Origin of the sequence: Actinomadura sp. NPDC048955 (assembly GCF_040649435.1) — a bacterium.
Classification (GTDB): Bacteria; Actinomycetota; Actinomycetes; order Streptosporangiales; family Streptosporangiaceae; genus Spirillospora; species Spirillospora luteofluorescens.
In genome coordinates this window covers 1-21,566 of the sequence record NZ_JBEZJI010000023.1, presented here as the reverse complement: position 1 = coordinate 21,566, position 21,566 = coordinate 1, and the positions used below count along the sequence as shown (strand labels likewise).

At 73.3% G+C, this 21,566-nt stretch carries 16 protein-coding genes; 4 read left to right on the top strand and 12 right to left on the bottom strand.

Features of this window, described 5'->3' with window-relative positions:
- Positions 1-106 precede the first annotated feature (106 nt).
- The 9 genes from AB0C84_RS22105 to AB0C84_RS22065 all read right to left on the bottom strand — a co-directional run bounded on the left by AB0C84_RS22105 (position 107) and on the right by AB0C84_RS22065 (position 12,486).
- Entirely contained in the window at positions 107-1,327 is a 1,221-nt protein-coding gene (locus AB0C84_RS22105) for an FAD-dependent monooxygenase (protein ID WP_361069283.1), read from the bottom strand.
- Entirely contained in the window at positions 1,324-2,727 is a 1,404-nt protein-coding gene (locus AB0C84_RS22100) for an MFS transporter (protein ID WP_361069280.1), read from the bottom strand. The genes AB0C84_RS22105 and AB0C84_RS22100 overlap by 4 nt, the downstream gene beginning before the upstream one ends.
- A 404-nt stretch (positions 2,728-3,131) precedes the next feature.
- Positions 3,132-3,806 (bottom strand): response regulator transcription factor, encoded by a 675-nt coding sequence (locus tag AB0C84_RS22095; RefSeq protein ID WP_258939706.1) that lies wholly within the window; start codon positions 3,804-3,806, stop codon positions 3,132-3,134.
- Positions 3,803-5,017: a sensor histidine kinase gene (locus tag AB0C84_RS22090; protein ID WP_361069276.1), complete on the bottom strand. Its 1,215-nt coding sequence runs from the start codon at positions 5,015-5,017 to the stop codon at positions 3,803-3,805. Before AB0C84_RS22090 ends, AB0C84_RS22095 begins: the two co-directional genes overlap by 4 nt.
- A 282-nt stretch (positions 5,018-5,299) precedes the next feature.
- Entirely contained in the window at positions 5,300-6,865 is a 1,566-nt protein-coding gene (locus tag AB0C84_RS22085) for an MFS transporter (protein WP_361069273.1), read from the bottom strand.
- Positions 6,862-7,413, bottom strand: a complete 552-nt coding sequence (locus AB0C84_RS22080) for a TetR/AcrR family transcriptional regulator (RefSeq protein ID WP_361069269.1) — start codon at positions 7,411-7,413, stop codon at positions 6,862-6,864. Before AB0C84_RS22080 ends, AB0C84_RS22085 begins: the two co-directional genes overlap by 4 nt.
- Positions 7,414-7,518: 105 nt before the next feature.
- Positions 7,519-8,730, bottom strand: a complete 1,212-nt coding sequence (locus AB0C84_RS22075) for an FAD-dependent monooxygenase (RefSeq protein ID WP_361069266.1) — start codon at positions 8,728-8,730, stop codon at positions 7,519-7,521.
- A gap of 35 nt (positions 8,731-8,765) precedes the next feature.
- Positions 8,766-11,678, bottom strand: coding sequence for a BTAD domain-containing putative transcriptional regulator (locus AB0C84_RS22070; RefSeq protein WP_361069263.1), 2,913 nt, complete (start codon positions 11,676-11,678; stop codon positions 8,766-8,768).
- A gap of 25 nt (positions 11,679-11,703) precedes the next feature.
- The gene (locus AB0C84_RS22065) at positions 11,704-12,486 is read right to left on the bottom strand and encodes an SDR family oxidoreductase (protein ID WP_361069260.1); all 783 of its coding nucleotides are present in this window, start codon (positions 12,484-12,486) and stop codon (positions 11,704-11,706) included.
- Positions 12,487-12,679: 193 nt separating this feature from the next.
- Here AB0C84_RS22065 and AB0C84_RS22060 point away from each other — a divergent pair, with 193 nt between their 5' ends.
- Both AB0C84_RS22060 and AB0C84_RS22055 read left to right on the top strand, forming a co-directional pair.
- Positions 12,680-14,209 (top strand): carboxylesterase family protein, encoded by a 1,530-nt coding sequence (locus tag AB0C84_RS22060; protein WP_361069257.1) that lies wholly within the window; start codon positions 12,680-12,682, stop codon positions 14,207-14,209.
- 102 nt (positions 14,210-14,311) lie between these two features.
- Positions 14,312-15,613 (top strand): MFS transporter, encoded by a 1,302-nt coding sequence (locus tag AB0C84_RS22055; protein ID WP_361069254.1) that lies wholly within the window; start codon positions 14,312-14,314, stop codon positions 15,611-15,613.
- Here AB0C84_RS22055 and AB0C84_RS22050 read toward each other — a convergent pair.
- Positions 15,549-16,175 carry a TetR/AcrR family transcriptional regulator gene (locus tag AB0C84_RS22050; protein WP_361069251.1) on the bottom strand — a complete coding sequence of 209 codons (627 nt, stop codon included), beginning with the start codon at positions 16,173-16,175 and terminating at the stop codon, positions 15,549-15,551. The two genes, AB0C84_RS22055 and AB0C84_RS22050, sit on opposite strands and share 65 nt — an antisense overlap.
- Positions 16,176-16,276: 101 nt before the next feature.
- Here AB0C84_RS22050 and AB0C84_RS22045 point away from each other — a divergent pair, with 101 nt between their 5' ends.
- Complete coding sequence (locus AB0C84_RS22045) at positions 16,277-17,446, top strand: FAD-dependent monooxygenase (RefSeq protein WP_361069248.1); 1,170 nt, start codon at positions 16,277-16,279, stop codon at positions 17,444-17,446.
- A gap of 27 nt (positions 17,447-17,473) precedes the next feature.
- Here AB0C84_RS22045 and AB0C84_RS22040 read toward each other — a convergent pair whose 3' ends face one another.
- Together AB0C84_RS22040 and AB0C84_RS22035 are read right to left on the bottom strand one after the other, a co-directional pair.
- The gene (locus AB0C84_RS22040) at positions 17,474-19,015 is read right to left on the bottom strand and encodes an FAD-dependent monooxygenase (protein ID WP_361069245.1); all 1,542 of its coding nucleotides are present in this window, start codon (positions 19,013-19,015) and stop codon (positions 17,474-17,476) included.
- A gap of 175 nt (positions 19,016-19,190) precedes the next feature.
- Positions 19,191-20,192, bottom strand: a complete 1,002-nt coding sequence (locus tag AB0C84_RS22035) for a helix-turn-helix domain-containing protein (protein WP_361069242.1) — start codon at positions 20,190-20,192, stop codon at positions 19,191-19,193.
- Positions 20,193-20,293: 101 nt separating this feature from the next.
- Here AB0C84_RS22035 and AB0C84_RS22030 point away from each other — a divergent pair, with 101 nt between their 5' ends.
- Positions 20,294-21,325, top strand: coding sequence for a saccharopine dehydrogenase NADP-binding domain-containing protein (locus AB0C84_RS22030; protein WP_361069239.1), 1,032 nt, complete (start codon positions 20,294-20,296; stop codon positions 21,323-21,325).
- Positions 21,326-21,566 lie beyond the last annotated feature (241 nt).

The following is a 21,566-nucleotide window of genomic DNA, read 5'->3' as shown; positions in this document are numbered from 1 at the left end:
GCGAGATGCCCGCTGGTGGAGCGTCCCGCACACTGCGGGACGCTCCACCAGCAGCTAGCCCTCGGCAATCGCAGCGCGACGCAGCGTTCGCCGCAGGGACTCGCGCTCAGGTTGAGGGTATGAACTCGGGCAGAGTGAGGGCCGAGTGGGCTGCTCGTCCGCCCGTGGCGGGCATGGCTTCGAGCTTGCGCAGCCTTTCGTTTCGCTGTTCCAGGGCTTGGGCGGTGGTCGGGAACAGTGCGGCACCGCCCTCGCCGACCAGCCCCTGGTTCAGTGTCACGAACTCATGGGTGTCGCGTTCGTAGGCGGCGAAGCCCGCGGTGTGGTCCCGACCGGCCAGGGAACCGGCGAGCATGTACGCGCCGACGAGCGCGAGGCTGGTGCCCTGCCCCGTGAGGAACGAGGGCGCGTACGCGGCGTCTCCCACCAGCGCGACCCTGCCGCTGGACCAGTGGGGCATCCGGATCTGGCCGACTCCGTCGAAGAACAGGTCGGACGTGTCGCGCATGGCGTCCAGCATGCTCGGGACCTCCCATCCCGCGTCGGCGAAGACGGCGGCGACCATCTCCCGTTGGGCTTCCGGGTTCCTCCATGCGTCGGACGGTGGCCTTTGCCGAGCGAAGTTCAGGAACGCGTGCACTTCGTCGTCGTCGCCCACGGCGTAGAGTGCCGCAGCCCTGCCCGGCGTATTCCACATGACGGTCTCGTGGGAAAGTCCGAAGGTGTTGCGCATGGTGAACACGGCGAAGCAGTAGCCGAGGTATCGGTGGAACCGTTCTTCGGGGCCGAACAGCATCTCCCGGGTACGGGAGTGCGCGCCGTCCGCACCGAACACCATGTCGAATGTACGCGTGCCGCCCCCGTGGAAACTGACGTCCACTCCGTGGCCAGACTGGTCGAGGGTGGCGATGGAATCGTCGAACAGAATCTCCACGTCGTCACTGACCGCCGCGTACAGAGTGTCGGTCAGATCGCCGCGCCGCACCTCCAGGTCTCGTTCCGCGACGCCGCCGGTGACGGCGTGGGGGTCGACCGAGGCCACCTCTCCGCCGTCCTCGTCGAGGAAGGTCAGCCGCCGCAGGTCGACGTGCGCGTCCCGCAGCTGCGGCAGGATGCCCATCCGCCGAACGACCTCAAGTGCGGTGCCGCGCACGTCGATGGGATAACCACCGCTGCGAAGCGTGCCCGCCTTCTCCACCACCGTGACAGCGAGTCCGTGACGGTTCAGCCAGAATGCGAGGGTGAGGCCTGCGATCCCGGCTCCCGATATCAGGACCTCGCGCTTCGGCGCGGTACGAGCGGCCGTCATCACGTCAGTTCGGGTCATTTGTTAGCTCCTTTGCTCATGGTGCGGACGGCGAGCAGGGACAGTGCTGTGACGGCGCCGGCGATGACGAAACCGGTGACGAAGGCCGATTCGGCTGGGACGTCCGACCCGGACGGGGTGCCGGCGGTGAGGAGGGCGCCGCTGACCTGGGCGCCCGCGGCGAAGCCGATCACCCGCGTCACCAGGACCAGGCTGGTGGCGGTTCCGGTGTCGCCGTGCTCGACGGAGGTGGCCGTCCGGACGACCATCGCCGTGACGCAGACGCCGCTGGCCAGGGCGATCAGCGCCTTGCCCGCGGCGAGGTGCCAGACCTCGGTGTGCAGGATCGCCAGGCCGGCCAGCGTGGCCGCCATGACGCCGATTCCGGCGGTGACCACCGCGCCCGCGCCGAAGCGCCGCACCGCGGCTCCGCCGAGCGGCCCGCTGATCGCCGCCGTGACGGCGCCGGGCAGCAGGTAACGCCCGATGTCGGTGGAGCCGGCGCCGAAGCCGTAGCCGTCGCCGGACACCGCGAACAGTTGCGGAACGAGGTACATCGACACCGCGGTGCCGACGCAGACCGCGAACGTGATCAGATAGGAACTCCAGATCGCGGGCTTCGCGAGCAGGCGCAGATCGACCATCGGCGAGGCCGCACGACGCTCGACGGCCGTCCATCCGGCCACGAAGGCGGCCAGGACGAGGACGAGCCCGCCGAGGGCGAGGGGCCGCGAGCCGAGATCGGGCGCCAGCGCAAGCCCGAGCATGAGCGTCAGCAGGACGCCGCTCAGCAGGACCAGGCCGGGCCAGTCGATACGGCCGCCCGAACGGGCCGGCGGATCGTCCGGCATCAGCAGGTGGACGAACAGGGTCGCCACGACGATCGCGAGCGTCGGGACCGCGAACATCCAGTGCCGCGACAGGCCTTCCGCGATGGGCCCGGCGATCAGTGTGCCGAGCATGCCGCCGCCCACGAACATCCCGCTGACCACCCCGATGGCCACCTGCGACTCGCCCACCGGGAGGTGCTTGCGCACGAGGATGAACGAGAGCGGCATCGCGCCGACCATCGCGCCCTGCAGTACCTGCCCCAGCAGCAGCACCGGCAGGTTCGGCGCCACCGAGGACACCAGGCCGCCGGCCGCGACCACCGCCATCAGCCGGATCATGACGCGCTTCCCGCCATGCCGGTCACCGAGACCGCCCGCGACGGGCGCGACGAGGGCACCGGTGATGAGCATCGCGATGCTGAGCAGGGCCCCCTGAGCAGGGCTCATCGACAGTTCGCGCTGAAGCAGCGGGAGCGTCGGCGCCACCACCGATTCCAGGGTCCCGGTGGCGGCCGCCAGCAGGCCGAGGGCCCAGACGGCGCCCTTCCGGATGCGGGGCGGGGACACGGGAGGAGCCAGAGTTGCGGGCATGGATGTCCATACCTCCTTCGTTTTCGGGAGAAGTGGTGCGGGGCGGATGCGGTTCCAGCCCTCGGGCGTGCGCCAGACCGACGGCGGCTACAGCGAAAGATGCGCGGTCCAAGGGGCACGCGCGGGGACGCCGGTCGTGCCGTGCGTCATCGGGATCAGCGTGGCCGCGGAGCCACGCCCACCGCGGTCGCCGGCGGGCGCCTCGGCCAGTGCAGGAGGGGGTTGCCGGATCCGGAAAGGTCCGTGACCGCGATGAACCGTTTGCCGCTGCGTTGCCTCATCCATCCGCCCTTCGTCTCTCGTACCGACCGGGTGGAGTCTGCGAGGACGGTCGCGCGCCGGGCGTCATACCCGGGAGCCGATGTGGAGGTGCTACGGCGGTGGGGGGTGGTGGAGAGGGCGGCCTATTCGCCCGGGGTCACCAGCCCCGATTCGTACGCGAAGACCACCGCCTGGGCGCGGTCGCGCAGGTCGAGCTTGGTGAGGACGCGGCTCACGTGCGTCTTCACCGTCTGCTCGGCCAGCACCAGCATCTCCGCGATCTCCGAGTTGGACATGCCGCGGGCCACCAGGGTGAGGACCTCGGTCTCGCGTTCCGTCAGGGCCTTGAGCCGCAGGGCGGGCTTGCCCAGGGCGGGGGGACGCTGCCGGGCGAAGTCCGCGATGAGGCGGCGCGTCACGGAGGGCGCGAGCAGCGCGTCGCCCGAGGCGACGACGCGCACCGCCGCGATGAGGTCGGCCGGTGGCGCGTCCTTCAGCAGGAAACCGCTCGCGCCCGCCCGCAGCGCCTCGTAGACGTAGTCGTCGACGTCGAACGTGGTGAGCATCAGGACGCGTGGCCGGTGCGTCACGCCGGGCGGTGGCGCGAGGAGGCGGCGCGCGCCCTCCAGGCCGTCCATCTCGGGCATGCGGACGTCCATCAGCACGACGTCGGGATGGGTGCGCCGGCTCAGCTCGACGCCCTGCGCACCGTCGGCGGCCTCGCCCACCACCTCGATGTCGTTCTGGGCGGCGAGCAGTGCGGCGAACCCGGCCCGCACCATGGCCTGGTCGTCGACGATGATGACGCGCGTCGTCACGTGAGGTCCCTTTCCGTCAGGGGGAGCCGGGCGGCCACGCGGAAGCCGCCGTCCGGCAGCGGCCCCGCTTCGAGGGTGCCGCCGCTGAGCCGCACCCGTTCCCGCATGCCGACGAGGCCGTGCCCCGTGCCGCGGTCCTCCAGCGGCGCGGCGGGCGGCTCGGGCGGAGGGCCGTTGACGACGAGGACGACGAGCCGGCCCTCGTCCTGCGCCACTGACACGCGCGTCGGCGCGCCCGGCGCGTGCCGCACGACGTTCGCGAGGGCCTCCTGGACGATGCGGTACGCGGTGAGCCCCACCGCGTCGGGCACCTCGGCGTCGCAGGAGGCGAACTCCACCGGTATGCCCGCCCTGACCGTCGCCTTCACCATCTGCCCGATCCGCTCGAGGCCCGGCTGGGGCGCGAGCTCGCCGTGCGTCTCCTCGTCGCGCAGCACGCCGAGGAGGCGGCGCATCTCGCCGAGCGACTCGCGGGCGGTCGCCGCGATGGAGGTGAACTCCTCCTGCGCGTCCGGCGGCAGCCCGTCGAGGCGGTACACCGAGGTGTCCGCCTGCACCGTGATGACGGACATGTGGTGCGCCACCACGTCGTGCAGCTCGCGCGCGATGCGGGCGCGCTCCTCCAGCAGCGTTCGCCGGTCACGCTCGGCCTCGCTGATCGTCTGCTGCTCGGCCAGCCTGCGCTGCGCCTCGTGCCACGCGCGGAGCGCGCCGCCGAGCACGAGCGCGACGCCGCCGAGGATCGGGAGCAGCGTCTCCCTGGCGCTCGTGCCGTGCGGCGCGACGAACCCCAGGCCGACGCTCGCGCCCGCCGTCGCCAGCCACACCGCCAGCAGCGTCCGGCGCGACTCGCGCAGGCCGAGCGCGAGGCAGAGGCCGACGTACCCGACGATCTCCATGGGCGGGAACGGCCAGAGGAGCCGCTCTTCGAAGTCGACGGTGAGCAGCGCGAGCGCACCGGCCACGTCCGCCGCGAAGATCACGTACCAGGCCCGCAGCGGGCGGACGACGGCGAGCAGCAGCGGCGCCGCCTGCGCCATGGCCAGCGCGCCCGCGATGCCGCCGTTCAGACCGTAGTCGACGCTGAGCACCGTGAGCGTGGTGGGCAGCAGGGCCGCGCACAGCACGAACGCCACCCCCCACGGAAGCAGCCGCACCGACCGACGCGACGCCCCGGCGAGCAGCGCACGCGGGGGTTCCTCGGGCGTCATGAGCGCCACCCTATTGCCGGCCGCGCGTGCCCGGAGGGCGCTGCCTCGCGGTGGCCGATTCGGCCGGTGGTGGAGCGGTTCTGCAATGGGCGCATCCGTCCTTCTCCCTCAGTCACGTCCTAGCTGGCCGGGCAGGGTAGGAAGACGGTCGGGACGTAGGCGTCACGCCGGGGAGCCGAGTCGAAGTGATACCCCGGTAGCCGATGTCGTCCGCGAGGAGGAGACCACCTCGATCCGAATCCTCAGGCGTCTTGTACTGCCGGGCCTGGGAGATTTACGCATCTATCGGCGGTGCGCGGCTGATCCCGCTGTCGCTGTTGGCTGGACGGGTTCGCTGGTCGGCTTCTGGCCGCGCAGCAGGAACCAGGCCATGCCGGCGGCGAGAAGCAGCAGGCCGGCGCCGACTCCGGCGGCGAGAGCCACTCCGTCGACGAAGGACTCGCGTGCCGCCCGCAGCAACGCCGCTGCCGCGTCGGCGGGCATGTGCGCGGCGGCCACGACGGCTCCGGCCAGTGATTCGCGTGCCGCCTCCGGTGTGGCGGCCGGTCCGGGGAAGTCCCGGTAGATGTTGGTGACGATCGAGCCCAGCAGGGCGATGCCCAGGGCGGTGCCCAGTTCGTATGCCGTCTCCGAGACCGCGGATGCGGCGCCGGCCTGCTCCTTGGGGACGGCGGTGAGGATGATGTCCGAGGTGATCGTGAACGACAGCCCGGCGCCGAAGCCGACCAGCAGCAACAGGGTGCCCAGCAGGGGGTAGCCGGTCGACTGGGTGATCGTGGTGAGTGCGGCCAGGGCCAGGCCGATGACGGCCAGGCCGCCGGAGACGACCGTGCGCGCCGAGAAGCGTCGCGCCGCGGCGCCGGCGATCAGGCCGGCCACCACCGCGCCGGCGGCGGCCGGCAGCTCGGCGAGGCCCGCACGGAAGGGAGACCGGTCCTGGACGAGCTGCAGGTACTGGGAGAGGAAGAACAGCAGTCCGGAAAGCCCGAGGATGGTCAGCAGGTTCGCCAGGACGGCGGCGCTGAAGCCGCGGTTGCGGAACAGCCGGACGTCCACCAGCGGGACGGGCAGCCTCCGCTGACGCCGGACGAACGCGTGGAGAGCCGCCGCACCGAGCAGGCCCGCCGCGAGGGCGGGCCAGGTGAACCCGCCGGCGGCGGCCTCCTTGACCGCGTACACGACGCCGACCATGCCGATCAGCGACAGGACGACGCTCGGCAGGTCCCACGGCCCCGGGGAGGGGTTGCGCGACTCCGGCAGCATCTTGATCCCGACGACGACCAGCAGCGCCATCACGGGCATGTTGATCAGGAACACCGAGCCCCACCAGAAGTGCTCCAGCAGCAGGCCGCCGACGATCGGGCCGACCGCCATCCCCGCCGAGGCGGCGGCGCTCCAGATGCCGATGGCGAGGGTGCGCTCACGGGGGTCCTCGAAGACGTTGCGGATCAGCGCGAGGGTGGAGGGCATCAGCGTGGCGCCGGCGACGCCGAGCAGCGCCCGGGCGACGATCATCATCTCGGGGGTCTGCGCGTAGGCGTTCAGCACCGAGACCAGCCCGAACGCGGTCGCTCCGGCCAGCAGCAGGCGCTTGCGGCCGGCACGGTCGCCCAGACTGCCCATGGAGACGAGCAGGCCGGCGATCACGAACGAGTAGGCGTCGCCGATCCACAGCAGCTGGGTGCCCGAAGGCTGCAGGTCCTCACTGAGGTAGGGCGTGGCCAGGCCGAGAACGGTGGCGTCCACCGCGACGAGCAGCACGGCGAGGACGAGGACGCCGAGGGCGATCCAGCGGCCCGGAGCCCGCTGTGCGATGCCCCGCTCAGCCTGCCGCGGGACAGAGGTCATGATCCGTCTCGCCGCATCGCGCCTCCGAGCAGCAACTCGACGATCATGTGGGCGATGTCGTTGCGGGCCACCCGGCCTTCGATGACGGCCCAGCCGCCGGCGGCCAACAGGCCGTAGAGGGCCTCGGCGAGCCATGCCGCACTGAGGTCGATGCGGAACACGCCGCTTTCCTGGCCCCGGCGGAACAGATCGGTGAGCCGCTCGTCGATGAGCGACCAGCCCTCGTTCTGATCCTCACCCTCGAAGAGCTGGTTCTCGGAGTAGAGGAAGGCAAGGAGACCCGCACACGGTTCGATCGCGCGAACCAGGCGGCGCACCGCCTCCTCGGACGTGCCCTCCTCCAGGCGGGCCGCGTCCAGAGCCGCCTTGACTTCGGCGATGCCGAAGTCCTCCAAGGCGCGTATCAGGGCATCGCGTCCGGGGAAGTGCCGGTTCAGCGTCGCCCTGCTGATCCCCGCGGCCCGGGCGACCTCTTCGGTCGTCGCCGTGGACTTGCGCGCCAGCAGATCGGCGGCGGCACGCAGCACCTGATCACGATCAAAGCCCATGAGTCGACCGTACCTCATATGAGACAAAGCTGTCTCATCTAGGGCGCAGGCGGCTCACTCCGATCCGGGTCGCGGTACCGCGTCGGCCGCCGCAGGCACTGCGGGTCACCGCCGAGGCGCTGAGCGTTGGGCGAGTTCGCGGTAGTCGCGGAGGGTGATGTTCTCCGCGGCCTTACGGGCGATCTTGGCGGCCATGTTCTTTCCCGGCAGGTACGGCATGACCTTGTAGTACCGGTTGAGGAGCGTGGCCAGGGCGCGGTTCCCGGGGACCATGAGCTTGGCGACGCCGTCGCCCATCTTCTGGCAGCCCACCGCGTACTCGCGCATCTCCTCCTCGTACCGCGCGAACGCGACCCGGTGGTCGCCGTCCGCTGCGGCCAGTTCGCCCGCCAGCACGTACGCGCCGACCAGGGCGAGCCCCGACCCCATGCCGGACAGGGAGGACGGGCAGTAGGCGGCGTCGCCGACCAGCGCCACCCGGCCGCGCGACCAGGTGTCCATGTGGACCTGGCCGACCGAGTCGAAGTAGAAGTCGGGCGCGTACCGCATGTCGTGCAGCAACCGGTCGCTCTGCCAGCCGTTGCCGGTGAAGGTCTCGGTGAGGACGGCCTGCTGGCCCGCCACGTCGCGGCGGTCCAGGTCCAGTTGCGGCGAGGCGAAGTAGAAGACCGCCTTCGCCTCGGCGTTGTGGCGGGCGCTGTACATCGCGACGAGTTTGCCCGCGGTGCGGTAGGCGTGGCCGGTGTGGTCGAGGCCGAGATGGTTGGCCGTGGTGAAAATCGCGCAGTTGACGCCGAGGTGCTTCACGAACCGCTCCTCCGGCCCGAACGTCAGACGGCGGGTGTTGGAGTGCAGCCCATCCGCGCCGACCACCAGGTCGAACCGGCGCGGCGCGCCCCGCTCGAAGGTCACGGTCACACCGTGGGCGTCCTCGGTGAGCGAGGTGATGGAGTCGCCGAAGACGTAGTCGGTGTGCTGCCTGGTCACGTCGTACAGGATCCTGGCCAGATCGCCCCGGAGGATCTCGACGTCCCCGGCGAACAGGTCGGCGGGCAGCTTGGCCTGCTGCTTGCCCGCGCTGTTGACGTACGACATGGAGCCCACGCCGGTACGGGCGCGTTCGATGTCGGCCAGGACGCCCATGCGGCGTAGGACCGTCAGGTGGGCCTCGCCGCGGAAGTCCACGGCGTAGCCGCCGTCGCGGAGGGCGGGGGCGCGTTCCAGGACGGTGGCCTGGAACCCGTGCCGGTGAAGCCAGTAGGCGAGCGCGGGGCCGGCGACGGAGGCGCCGGAGATCAGTACCTTGAGGTCCGTCATGCCTCGGAGCTTCTCGGGGGACGCTCACCGCGAGCTCACCGTGCGCTCACCGCGCTCAGCGCGGTGTCGACGACCTCCTCGGAGAGCCCCAGAATCCGCAGCACTTCCCGTGCGGGCGTCCCCATCCCGTCCGCCGCCGCGGCGGCCTCCCGGTAACGCTCGCGCGCCTCGGCGTCGTGGCCGCGGGCGTCGGCGACGCGCCCCAGTCCGATGAGCGTCCGCAGGCGCGGCCCCAGGCTCTTGATCCAGTGCGGGTCGATCCGGTCCAGCGCTTCCCCGTACAGCCGTTCCGCCTCGCCCAGGTCGCCCTCTTCCAGGGCGATGTCGCCGAGGCCGCGCAGGGCCGCCGCCAGGTAGGTGGAGCTGCCGGCGCGGCGGGCGAGCACGGCGGCCTGCGCGTAGTCGGCCCGGGCCGCCGCCGGATCGCCGGCGGCGCGGTAGTCGCCCCGGTTGACCAGCAGGTCGGCGCTGTCCTCCAGGGCGCCGAGCCGTTCGGTGAGCGCGAGGGCCTCGTCGGTCAACGCGACCGCCCGCCCGCGGTCGCCGCGCGCGGAGGCCGTCCCGGCGAGCGTGTCCAGGGCAAGGGCGATTCCCCACCGGTCACCGAGGGAGCGGAAGCCCCGCAGGGCCTCGCGGAAGGCGGCCTCGGCCGCCGCGGAGTCCCCCTCGCCGAGATGCCCGAACCCTGACACGTAATGCGCGACGGCCTGAGCCCACGGCTCGGCGCAGTCGCGCTGGGACGAGACGAGCGCGAAAGCGCCCTCCGGGTCGGGTCCGATCGCGTTGCGCATCATCCACAGCAGCAGGACGACGGGGTAGCGGCCCGGCCGGTCGCCGGGCCACGCGGCCGCCAGCGCCTTCGCGGCCACCGGCCGATGGCGTTGCCATATCCGCTGCCCCGCGTCGCCCGACGCCGACGCCGACGCGGCGAGCAGCGCGCACGCCGCGTACTCCTCGCCGAGCCCGTCGGGGATCGCCTCGCCGACCGCCGCGAGGAGCACGGTCGCCTGCGGCGCGGCCGACGCGGACGCGCCCCGGATCCACAGGTAGTTGAACGCCGAGGCGAGCAGTTCGAAGGCCGTCCGCACTTCCGGCTCCTCGACCGCCCAGTGCAGCGCCGCCACGAGGTCGCCGTGCTCGGCTGCTACGACCGGCAGCCACTCCAGTTGCTCGGCCCGCCGCAGATGCGGGTCGGCCGTCCGGACCAGTTCCAGGACGCGCTTGGCGTGGGCGCGCCGCAGGGACGTGCGTTCCCCCGCGGCATCGAGCTGTTCGGCACCATAGGCGCGGATCGTCTCCAGCATCCGGTAGCGGCCGTTGGCGAACTCCAGCAGCGACTTGTCGACCAGTGACTCCAGCGTCTCGCCGTCGGTGCCGCACACGCGCAGCGCGGACTCGGCCGTCGCGCCCCCGGCGAAGACCGTGAACCGCCGCGCCGCCCGCTGTTCGGGCTCGGAGAGCAGGTCCCAGCTCCACGCGACCACCGAGCGCAGCGTGCGGTGCCGCTCGTCGGCCGTGCGGTTGCCGCGGGCGGCGACGCCGAGCAGATCGTCCAGCCGTCCGGCGAGGTCGTCGATGTCCAGGGTGCGCGACCGCGCCGCCGCGAGCTCGATGGCCAGCGGCAGGTCGTCGAGCGCCGCGCAGATCCGCCGGAGGAGTCCGGGGTCGGCGGTGAAGCCCCGCCGCACGGCGCCGGCCCGCTCGGTGAACAGCCGGACGGCCGCGTCCGCGTCGAGCGGCCGCACCTGGAAGAGGTGCTCGCCGATGATGCCGAGCGGCTCCCGGCTCGTCGCCAGCACGCGCAGCCGCGGGCAGGTCGCCAGCAGCCGTGCCGCCAGCGTCGCGACGTCGTCGATGACGTGCTCGCAGTTGTCCAGGACGAGGAGCAGCACCTGGTCCGCCAGCGCCGCGATCAGACGGTCGACCGGCGTCCGAGCACCGCCGTCCATCTGGAGACCGTTCTCGCGCAGGCCGAGCGCGCCCAGCAGGGCTTGCGGCAGCCCGGCTCCGTCGCGCAGCGGCGCCAGTTCCACGAAGCAGACCCCGGCCGCCGCCTCGGCGTCCGCGACCTCGACCGACAGCCGGGTCTTGCCGACGCCGCCGGGCCCGGTCAGGGTGACCAGCCGGGCCACGCGCAGCAGCCCGGCGACTTCGTCCACCTCGCCGGCGCGGCCCACGAAGTTCGTCAGCTGGGCGGGCGGCGCGGCGGGCGCGGGCGCCGGATCGGCGCTGAGCAGCTCCCGGTGCAACGCGGTCAGCTCGGCCGACGGGTCGGCGCCCAGCTCGTCGGCCAGATGGCGGCGGGTCTCCTCGAACACCACCAGCGCCTCGGCCTGCCCGCCCCCGGCGAAGAGCGCCCGCATCAGCAGCCCGGCGAGCCGTTCCCGGAGCGGGTGGCGGCCGGCCAGCTCGCGCAGCTCGGGCACGGCCGCGCCGTGCTCGCCGAGCCGGAGCCCGGCCTCGATGCGGTCTTCGAGCGCCGTGAGGCGCCGCTCCTCCAGCCGTGCGGCGGCGGCCCGGGCCGTATCGCTCTCGGGCAGGTCGGCGAGTGCCGGTCCCCGCCACAGCTCCAGGGCCTCGCGCAGCAGAGCGGCCGCCCGTCCGGCGTCGCCGTCGGCCAGCGCCATCCGGCCCGCTCCGGCCAGCCGCTCGAACCGGGCGGCGTCGACGTCGTCCGGATCGGCCACGATCCGGTAGCCCGCTCCGGCCCGTTCGATCGCGGCTCCGGCGCCCAGAGCCGCACGGAGCCGGGAAACCTGGGACTGCAGCGAATGCGCCGACAGGGCCCCGGCGGGGTCGATCTCGTCGATCAGCCGGTCCGACGAGACGACCTCTCCGGGGCGCACCAGCAGCAGGGCCAGCAGCGCCCGCCGGGCCGGACCGCCCAGCGGGACCTCGCGGCCGTCGCCGTGCCACGCCCTGGTCTCGCCGAGGATCCCGAACCGCATGCCGGTGATTATCCACCGGCGTGGATCACGGAGCGATCGGGCCGAGGAACGTCCCGCCCGAGACGTCGACGGTCTGGCCGGTCACCCACCGGCCCTGCGGTCCCGCCAGGAATCCGACGACGTCCGCGACGTCCTCGGGCTCGCCCAGCCGTCCCAGCGCGGTGATCGACTCCAGCCCGGCGACCACCTCGGGGATGGAGGTGTAGCCCGCGGTCATGTCGGTGCGCACCGCGCCGGGCGCGACGGTGTTCACCGTGATGCCGCGGCGGCCGAGCTCGTTTGCCAGCGACGGCGCCATCGACTCCAGCGCCGCCTTGCTGATCGTGTAGCCGATCTGGGTGGAGACCGCGAACCGGCTGGCCGTCGAGCCCATGTTGATGATGCGGCTACCGTCGTTGAGCAGCGCCATCGCGCGCTGGATCACGAAGAACGGGGTGGTGACGTTGACCTCCAGCAGCCTGCCGAACTCCGCCTCGGTGACCTGCGAGATCGGGCTGGTCGAGCTGATGCCCGCGTTGTTGACCAGGACGTCCAGCCCGGCCCCTTCACGCCCGGCCCGTGCCAGCCCCGCGGACAGCTGCTCGAACAGGCGGTCCACCGCGCCGTCCTCGCCGAACCGGGCCCGGATCGCGAACGCACGGCCGCCCGCCTCCTCGATCCGCGCCACGGTCTCCTTGGCCGCCTCCTCGTTCCCGCCGTAGTGGACGGCGACCAGCGCGCCCTCGGCCGCCAGCCGCAGCGCGACCGCCCGGCCGATTCCCCGCGAGCCGCCCGTCACCAAAGCCGTCGTGCCGGTCAGAACGTTCATCGTCGCTCCCTGTTCGGTAGCCGGGTCCGCGGCGGATCCGGCGATGGACCAACGGTCGCGAAGGGGACTCACCGGATGCTCACCGCGAGCTCACCGGCGCGTGTCGACACCGGTCGGGGCCGTCTAAATCGCTTGCGAGCCGATGGCGCGCCCGGGGATGCTCTGCCGAACCGGCAGGGAAGGAAACCGCGAAGTGGCCGTCACCGCGTTAAGCAAGCCCTCGGGGTCCGAGCCGGAAGTCCGCACGGCGGCAGGCGTTCTGCGCGGCACGCGTGAGGCGGGCCTGGCGGTCTTCCGCGGTGTCCCGTTCGCCGAGCCGCCGGTCGGCGCCCTCCGGTTCGCCGCCCCGCGACCGGCGCGCGGCTGGGACGGTGTGCGCCCCGCTGTGGCGTTCGGACCGCCGCCCCCGCAGTCCGGTGTGCTCGGGACGGCCCAGGAGACCGCCGGCGACGACTGGCTGACGCTCAACGTCTGGACACCGGAACCGGATCCGGTGGCAGGGCTCCCGGTGATGGTCTGGGTCCCCGGCGGCGCTTACGTCATCGGCGACTCCGGCCTCCCGGAATACGACGCCGGGCACGTGGCCGGAAGCGGCACCGTGGTCGTGTCCCTCAACTACCGCCTCGGGGTCGAGGGTTTCGCGCAGATCGACGGAGCACCGGCCAACCGGGGGCTGCTCGACCAGGTCGCGGCCCTGCAGTGGGTGCGGGACAACATCCGGGTGTTCGGCGGCGACCCGGACCAGGTCACCGTGTTCGGGCAGTCGGCGGGCGGCGGATCGGTCGCCGCGCTGCTGGCCATGCCGCGCGCCGCCGGGCTCTTCCGCCGGGCTGTCGCGCAGAGCGTGCCGGGCACCTTCTTCTCCCCCGAACTGGCCGCCGACATCGCCGCGGCCTGCGCCGCCGGGCTCGGTCTGAGGCCCACGGTGTCCGACCTGGCGGCGGTGGCCCCGGCCCGGCTGCCCACCGCGGGCGACGCGGTCTCCGCCGAGATGGCCCGTCGGCGGGAGCGCTGGGGGCGGATCACGCACCGGCCGATCCCGTTCGCACCCGTCGTCGACGGCGACGTCCTGCCGTCCACCCCGTGGCAGGCACTGGCCGCCGGCGCCGCCCGGGACGTCGCGCTGCTCGTCGGGCACACCCGTGACGAGCACCGGTTGTTCAGCCTGATCGACGGCGTGCTGGGCCAGGTCACGCGGGAGCAGACCGAGACCGCCCTCCACCTGCTGGCCCCCGGCCCGGACGGCGCACGCCGGTACCGCGAGGCGTTCCCGGCCGCGTCCGACGAGGAGCTGTACGAACTGGTCAACGCGGACTGGCTGTTCCGCATGCCGAGCCTCCACCTCGCCGAGGCGCAGATCGCCGGCGGCGGCCAGGCCCATCTCTACGAACTGACCTGGCCCGCACCGGGAGCCGGCGGCGGCCTCGGCGCCTGCCACGGCCTGGACGTGCCGCTCGTCTTCGGCAACCTGACCAGCGGACGGCCCGCCCTGCTCATCGGCGATCCGCCCTCCCCGGCTGCGGAGGAGTTGTCCGCGCGGATCCGCGGAGCGTGGACGGACTTCGCCGCTCACGGCGACCCGGGCTGGCCCGCCTACGACGCCCGGCGCCGCCTCACCCGCCTCTTCGACACGCCGTCGACGATCAGCGCCTACCCCGAGGGGGCCTCGCGGCTCCTGTGGCGCGACCACGCCTTCCCTGCGCTCCCCCTGCTCACGCGGTAGCGGCGGCCGCGGCGCGAGACGGAGCAGCGCCGCAAGTGGGCCAAGATCCTGGAACGGAAGCGGACCTTATCCCCGTCCCGTACCCGCCGTAGCGTCGCGCTTGTGATCATTGCTGAGCTGCTGGGACGGTGGTCCGGTGGGGAGCGCCGCACGCCGCGCCGCACGGTCTGGCTGCTGGCCGTCGCCTACGGCCTCACCATCGCGAACCTGTACTACTGCCAGCCGCTGCTTCCGCAGATGGCGCGCTCGTACTCGGCCTCCTCCGTCGGGTACCTGCCCACCGTCGTGCAGGTCGGCTACGCGCTGGCGCTGGTGCTGGTGGTGCCGCTCGGCGACATCGTCCGCAGGCGCCCCCTGGTCTTCCTCCTGCTCCTGACCGAAGCGGCGGCGCTGGTGGCGACGGCGACGGCGCCCACCGCCGGCGCGCTCCTCGTCGCGGGGACGGTGATCGGGCTGGCGGGCGCGGGCGTAGTGAACGTCCTCGTGCCCTACGCGGCCACCGTCGCCGCCGACCACGAGCGCGGCCGGGCGGTCTCGACGATGCTCAGCGGCGGGCTGGTCGGCATCCTGCTCTCGCGCACGATCGCCGGGCTGACCGCCGAGTTCTTCGGCTGGCGCGTGCTCTACCTGGCGGCCGCGGCCGTCACGCTGCTGCTCGCCGCCGCGCTCGCGCGCGTCATGCCGCCGTCCGCCGCGGAGGTTCCGATCGGCTACGCCGCGCAACTGCGGGCGACCCTCCGCCTGGCGAGGAGCGAGCCGCTGCTGAGACGGCGGTCGCTGATCGGCGCCTGCGTCTTCGGAGCCTTCGGGGTCTTCTGGACGACCGTGGCGTTCGTGCTGGCGGGGCCGCCGTACCGGTACGGCGAAGCGGAGATCGGACTGTTCACGCTGGTCGGTGTGGCGGGCGCGTTCGCGGCGAAGGCCGCCGGCCGGGCCGCGGACCGGGGGTGGCAGCGCCCGTCCACCGGCGTGCTGCTCGTCCTGGGCGTGGCCTCGTTCGGTGCGTCGGCGGCCGGGGGCCACGGGCTCGCATGGCTCATCGCCGGGCTCCTGGTGCTGGACGTCGCGGTCCACGGCACCCATCTGCTGAACATGAGCGTGGTCTACGGCCTCGTGGACGGGGGGCGGTCGCGGGTCGCCTCGGTGTACATGACCTTCTACACCCTCGGGGGCGTGGCGGGTTCCGCCGCGGGCGCGGCCGCCTACCGGTCCGGTGGATGGGCCGCGGTCTCGGCGACGGGCGCGGCGTTCATGGCCGCAGGGCTCGCCGCCTGGGCGGGCGAAGCCCGCGGAGGTCCCCGGCCCGGCGGGGCCCCGGCGGCGCGGATGCCCGGATCGTTCAGGGGCGGGGGTCCGCGGGGCCGGCGAGACCGTGGAGGAGCAGGTCGGTCAGGGTGTCGATGATCTCGTCGTCGGTGACGTCCGGTGCGTTGTCTCCGGCGGCGAGGACGGAGTAGCCGAACATCGAGAGCATCGAGCCGATGGCGGCGGCCACCAGCGCCGGGTCTCCGGGGAGCGGGTGGCCCCGGTCGCGGAGCCATTCGAGGTGGTCGCGGAAGGTGCCGGTCTCGGCGGCCAGGGCGGTCCAGGCGCGTCCGGTCGCGGGACCGTCGGCCATGATCGACTGCAGCCGGGCGGCGATCACCGGAAGGTGCTCCCGGTAGGCGCGCCAGGCGATCGCCAGGTGCCAGCGCAGCTGGTCCCGGTCGGACAGGTCGTGGTCGCGGGGGTGCTCCGAGGCCGCGACCTCCGCGTCCGCCTGCTCCTCCAGGTCGGCCATGAGGGCCTGCAGGAGTTCCTCCTTGCCGGCGAAGTGGTCGTAGAACGAGCCGGTGGCGCGGCCGGCCGCGGCCGTGATGTCCGTGATCTTGGTGTTCAGGTAGCCGCGCTCCATGAACACCTGACGCGCGGCGTCCTTGAGTGCGGCCCGGGTCTCGGCCGCCTTCGCCTTCCGCACGCCGCTCACGAGGCTCCTCCGGTTCGCCGTTGACAGCAGACGCAGTATCCCAAATACTGAGCCGGAATTCGCCGAATACAGATTCGGTGAACTTGGATTCAGGAGGGGTCGTGCGAGTCATCGTGATCGGTGGCGGGGTCGCCGGAGCGGCCGGCGCCGTCGCGCTGCGGCGCATCGGAGCCGAGGTGACGGTGTACGAGGCGTATGCCGACCCGGCGGGTCGGGTCGGCTCGTTCCTGAGCTTGGCGGTCAACGGGCTGCGCGGTCTGGACGCCCTCGGCTGCCTGGAGGCCGTCCAGCGGGCGGGCTTCGCCGTGCCCCGCCAGCGCCTCTGGGCCGAGACGGGAAGGCGGCTGGGCGACACACCGCGCGGACGGCTGGCCGGCGACTCCCTCATGAGCGTCACCCTGATGCGCGGACGGCTCGTGGAGGCGATGCGCGCGGAGGCCGTCCGGGCCGGAGCCCGGGTCGTGACCGGGGAACGCCTGGTGGGCGCGGCCACCGGGGGCGCGGCGGTCCGCGCGGAGTTCGCCGGCGGTCTCCGCGCCGAGGCCGACCTGCTGGTGGGAGCGGACGGGATCTGGTCGGCGACCCGGCGGATCCTCGACCCCGAGGCCCCGGAGCCCCGGTACGCGGGGCTCTACACGGCGTCCGGGGTCGCTCGCGGCGTCGACGTGGAACCCGGCGCGTTCAACATGGTCTTCGGCCGCAACGGCGCGTTCGTCTACCTCGCCGCGCCGGACGGCGCGGTCTGGTGGGCGGCGCAGGTCGCCTCCCCCCGGCGGCCCGACCCGGCCTCGATCGACCTGGACCTGGTCAAAGAGCTCTACCGGCGCGAGCAGATGCCCGCCGAGGTGCTCGCCGGGGTCACCGAATGGCACCGGCCCACCCTCATGCACGTGCTGCCCGAGGTCCCGGTCTGGCGCGACGACCGGACCGTGCTCGTCGGCGACTCCGGCCACCCGGTCGGCGCCGGGCAGGGCGCGTCCATGGCGATCGAGGACGCCGTCGTCCTGGCCCGGACGCTCCAGGAGGCCGACGTGCCCGCCGCCCTGGCCCTCTACGAGCAGAGACGGCGGGCACGGATCGCCAAGATGGTGCGATCAGCCGGCGCCAACCGGGACGCCAAGACCGCGGGATTCCTCACCCGCCAAGCCCGCAACCTCGTCATGCCCGCGGCGATGAAGCTCTTCTACGAACGCGGCGTCTCCTGGTTGTACTCGCACGACGTGACCGCCGGCTGGCGCCCCACCGGGCAGGACGTCCCGTCCCGGATGTGAACGTGCGGGCACCGCTGGCTTCCGCCCTCAGGTGTCGTCGGCGTCAGGGGCGCCGAACCAGTCGGACAACGCTTGGCGCAGTGCTGGTGCCGCAGTGCCGGCGGGTTCGTCGACGGCCGCGGCCCAGGCGATGTGGGCGTCCGGGCGGATCAGCAGGACGTCGGCCGGGCGCTCCCCGGTCTTGGCGGTGCGGACGTCGACGCGGCGCTCCCAGCCCTGGGCCGCCTCGCGCAGGTCCGACCGGTCGGCGAGGTCGAGCAGGACGGGCCGCGCCGGCCGCATGAGTTCGGCGACGCTGGTGACGCCCTGGTCGGTGTGCAGGGTGAGGTCGGGCGCGAAGGCGCCCGCAAGCGGGTGGTGGGCGGCGCCGGGCATCGGGTAGCGGATGTCGGCGCCGGACAGGAGCGCCCCCATGCGGCGCAGCGGCTGCTCGTCGGTCAGCAGTTCCTGGAAGAGCTCGCGCAGCGCCTCGGCGGCGGGATCGTGCGCGCGCCTCAGCGCCACCTGGGCGCGGGTGTGCAGCAGCGTGCGGGCGCCGGCGAGGTGGCGCTCGCGGTGGTAGGTGTCCAGCAGGCCGGACGGCGCCCCGCCCGCGACGGCGGCGGCGAGCTTCCACGCCAGGTTGACCGCGTCCATCATGCCCGCGTTGATCGCCACGCCGGTGGCGGGGAACAGGTGCGCCGCGTCACCGGCCAGCAGGATCCGCCCGTGGCGGTAGCGCTCGGCCTGCCGCGCCTGGAAGGTGAACCGCGACAGCCGGTGCGCCTCTCCGACGGGCAGGTCCGCGCCGAGCACGCGCCGGATACTGGCCTGGAATTCGGCCACGGTCATCGGCGCGTCGTCGTCGTACTCGGTGGCCTCGTCCTCGTTGGTGTAGAGGGAGACGATCCTGGAGTCCGGGGACGAGCCGAGCCCGAACATGCCGCGCTCGGTCTGGGTGAACCCCGCCTGGATCGTGCCGAACCCGGGGACGTCCAGGCCGCCGTCGCCCAGCACTGTCACCGTGTCGGGCAGGGTGACCTGGGCCAGCCGGTTGACCTCCGGATAGGTCGTGCCGGGGAAGCCGATCCCGGCCCGGTCGCGGACGCGGCTGCGCGCACCGTCGCACCCCACCAGGTAGCGGGCGCTCACCCGGTAGGTCCCGTCCGGGCCGTGCACCTCCGCGGTCACCGCGGCGTCGTCCTGGCTCACCCCGGCGACCTGGTGCCCGCGGCGCACCTCGGCGCCGAGCTCCTCCACGCGCTCGTCGAGGAGCCCTTCCAGCAGCTGCTGCGGCAGCGGCAGGGCGTGCATCGGAGGGTCCGGCAGGCGGGTGAAGTCCAGGTGCACCCCGCCGAACGGGAACCGAGGGGCCGGAACGGGATCGGTGCAGGCCTGTTCGAAGCGTTCCAGCAGCCCCCGGTAGCGCAGCAGCTCCAGGATCTGCCCGCCCAGTCCCCCGGCCTTCGGGGTGTCGCGGCGCTGCGGCCGGCGCTCCAGGACCAGCGGCCTCACCCCCGCCGACCGCAGCTCGCAGGCCAGCATCAGGCCGGTCGGACCGGCGCCCACAATGATCACATCGGTGTCCATGCACTCTCCCTCGCTTGAACGGCATCGCGCCGCGCCTGCGGCACGAGCCGGGTCGTGTCTCGATCACGGCCATGACGCGGGCCGCGTTGAAAACCGGGCAGGCGGATCGCCTAAGCCAGGAGCAGGAAGGTCCTCCGGGGCGGGTGCGCCGGGAGGCGTCCGGGAACGGGTGGCGCTACGTCCGCGATGTCGCGGCCTGCCTTTCGCCGGACGGGGTCCTGTCCGCGGCGCCCTCGGCGTGAGAGCGCCGGAAGGTGCGGCGGTAGGTGTCGGGCGGGACGCCGACCGTGCGGTTGAAGTGGCGGCGCAGCGTCGCGCCGGTCCCCATGCCGGTGGCCGCCGCGATCGCCTCGACGCTGTCGTCGGTGGTCTCCAGCAGCTCCTGGGCGCGGCGGATCCGCTGGGTCAGCAGCCACTGCAGCGGCGTGGTGCCGGTCACCGACCTGAACTGGCGGCCCAGATTGCGCGAGCTCATGGCGGCCCGGCGGGCCAGGTCCTCCACGGTCAGCGGGCGGTCCAGCCGTTCGATCGCCCACGGGAACAGCTCGGCGAGCGGGTGGCTCTCCTGGGCGGGCACCGGTGACGGGACGAACTGGGCCTGGCCGCCCGCGCGGTGCGGCGGCACGACCAGGCGGCGCGCGACGGCGTTCGCGACCGCCGAGCCGCGGTCGAGACGGACCAGGTGCAGGCACAGGTCCATCGCGGCGGCCTTGCCGGCCGAGGTGAGCACGCTGCCGTTGTCCACGTACAGGACGTCCGGATCGACCTCCACCCGGGGATAGCGCGCGGCCAGCGCCCCGGTGTGCGCCCAGTGGGTGGTCGCGCGCCGCCCGTCCAGCAGGCCGGCGGCGGCCAGCACGAACGCGCCCGTGCAGAGCGAGGCCACGCGGGCGCCCGCCTCATGGGCCGCGCGCACCGCGTCGACGAGATCGCCGGGCGGCTCCGCGTCGACGTCGGCCCACCCCGGCACGATCACGGTGTCGGCGCTCGCCAGCCGGTCCAGCCCGTGGTCGGGCTCCAGCCGGAAACCGCCGGCCCGCACGGTGCCGGGACCGCAGCCGAGGAGGCGGTACCAGGGCCCGGCCACCCCGGCCGGCGCGCCGCCGAACACCTCGTAGGCCACCGACAGCTCGAAGTGCAGCATCCCGTCGGTGACGGCGACCGCGACGGTCCTCATGTCCGGAATTGTACGAGTCATGGCGTTCCAGACGCTCGTGCGGTACGTCCACCACCGCCATGATCGGTCCAGTGGTTCGACCGAAGACGACGGGAGAGACGATGGGATCGGGGCAGACGGTCGCGGTGTTCGGCGCGTACGGGCACACCGGGCGGTTCGTGGTGGCGGAGCTGCGGGAACGCGGGTTCGTCCCGGTGGCCTCCGGCCGCGACGCAGGGAAGCTGCGAGCACTGGCGGAGACCTTCGCGGGCCTGGACGTCCGGCCCGCGGCGGCCGACGATCCGGCGTCGCTCGACCGCGCGCTCGCCGGCGCCGCCGCGGTCGTCAACTGCGCGGGGCCCTTCGCCGCGACGGCCGCCCCGGTGGCCGAAGCGGCGCTGCGCGCCGGCATCCCCTACGTGGACGTGGCGGCCGAGATCGAGGCCAACGCCGACACGTTCGCGCACTTCGCCGAACGCGCCCGCGACGCGCGGACCGCGATCGTCCCGGCGATGGCCTTCTTCGGCGGCCTCGGCGACCTGCTCGCCACCGCCGCGATGGGCGACTGGACGGCCGCCGACGAGGTGCACGTCGCCTACGGGCTGAGCAGCTGGCACCCCACCGCGGGCACGCGCGCCGCGGGCGCGGTCTCCCACGAACGCCGCGACGGGCAGCGGGTCCGCTACACCGGCGGAAGGCTGGAGTACCACCAGGACACGCTCCCCTCGTTGAAGTGGACGTTCCCCGAGCCGATGGGCGTCCGGCCCGTCGTCGGGGAGTTCAGCATGGCCGACGTCGTGACGATCCCCAGCCACCTGGCGGTCCCCGAGGTGCGCTCGTACATGACCGTCGAGGCGGTCGAGGACCTGTCGGCCCCGGACACGCCGGCGCCGGCGGCGGCCGACCAGCGCGGACGCTCCGACCAGAGGTTCCTGGTCGACGTCGTCGTGCGCTGCGGCGGCGAGGAACGGCGCGCCACGGCGAGCGGCCGGGACATCTACGCCGTCAGCGCGCCGCTGGCGGTGGAGGCGGTCGACCGCATCCTCACCGGCCGGACCAGGACGACCGGTGCCGCCTCCGCCGGGGAGATGTTCGACGCCGCCGACTTCCTGCGTGCGCTGTCCGCGCACCTGTCGCTCGACCTGCGCCGGTGACCGTCCCCGGCGGCCCGGTGGTCACCGGCCCGGGCGGCCGCCTCCCGCGACGGGAGGCGAGCGCTCAAGCCGGGGACGCCGCGCCTCAGATCTCGTCGACGTTCATCGCGCCCTCGTTCGGGCGGCGGGAGAGGTCGATGCCGAGTTCCTCCGCGGCGCGGAAGACGTCCTCGTCGGTGTCGCGCATCTCGATGGACATGCCGTCGCTGGAGAGCACCTCGACGTTGAGGCACAGCGACTG

Excerpts from the sequence above, each read along its gene's own strand:
- AB0C84_RS22085 (WP_361069273.1), bottom strand. The coding sequence starts at position 6,865 with ATGACCTCTGTCCCGCGGCAGGCTGAGCGGGGCATCGCACAGCGGGCT.
- AB0C84_RS22040 (WP_361069245.1), bottom strand. The coding sequence starts at position 19,015 with ATGGACACCGATGTGATCATTGTGGGCGCCGGTCCGACCGGCCTGATG.
- AB0C84_RS22105 (WP_361069283.1), bottom strand. The coding sequence starts at position 1,327 with ATGACCCGAACTGACGTGATGACGGCCGCTCGTACCGCGCCGAAGCGC.
- AB0C84_RS22035 (WP_361069242.1), bottom strand. The coding sequence starts at position 20,192 with ATGAGGACCGTCGCGGTCGCCGTCACCGACGGGATGCTGCACTTCGAG.
- AB0C84_RS22065 (WP_361069260.1), bottom strand. The coding sequence starts at position 12,486 with ATGAACGTTCTGACCGGCACGACGGCTTTGGTGACGGGCGGCTCGCGG.
- AB0C84_RS22030 (WP_361069239.1), top strand. The coding sequence starts at position 20,294 with ATGGGATCGGGGCAGACGGTCGCGGTGTTCGGCGCGTACGGGCACACC.
- AB0C84_RS22080 (WP_361069269.1), bottom strand. The coding sequence starts at position 7,413 with ATGGGCTTTGATCGTGATCAGGTGCTGCGTGCCGCCGCCGATCTGCTG.
- AB0C84_RS22100 (WP_361069280.1), bottom strand. The coding sequence starts at position 2,727 with ATGCCCGCAACTCTGGCTCCTCCCGTGTCCCCGCCCCGCATCCGGAAG.
- AB0C84_RS22075 (WP_361069266.1), bottom strand. The coding sequence starts at position 8,730 with ATGACGGACCTCAAGGTACTGATCTCCGGCGCCTCCGTCGCCGGCCCC.
- AB0C84_RS22070 (WP_361069263.1), bottom strand. The coding sequence starts at position 11,678 with ATGCGGTTCGGGATCCTCGGCGAGACCAGGGCGTGGCACGGCGACGGC.
- AB0C84_RS22090 (WP_361069276.1), bottom strand. The coding sequence starts at position 5,017 with ATGACGCCCGAGGAACCCCCGCGTGCGCTGCTCGCCGGGGCGTCGCGT.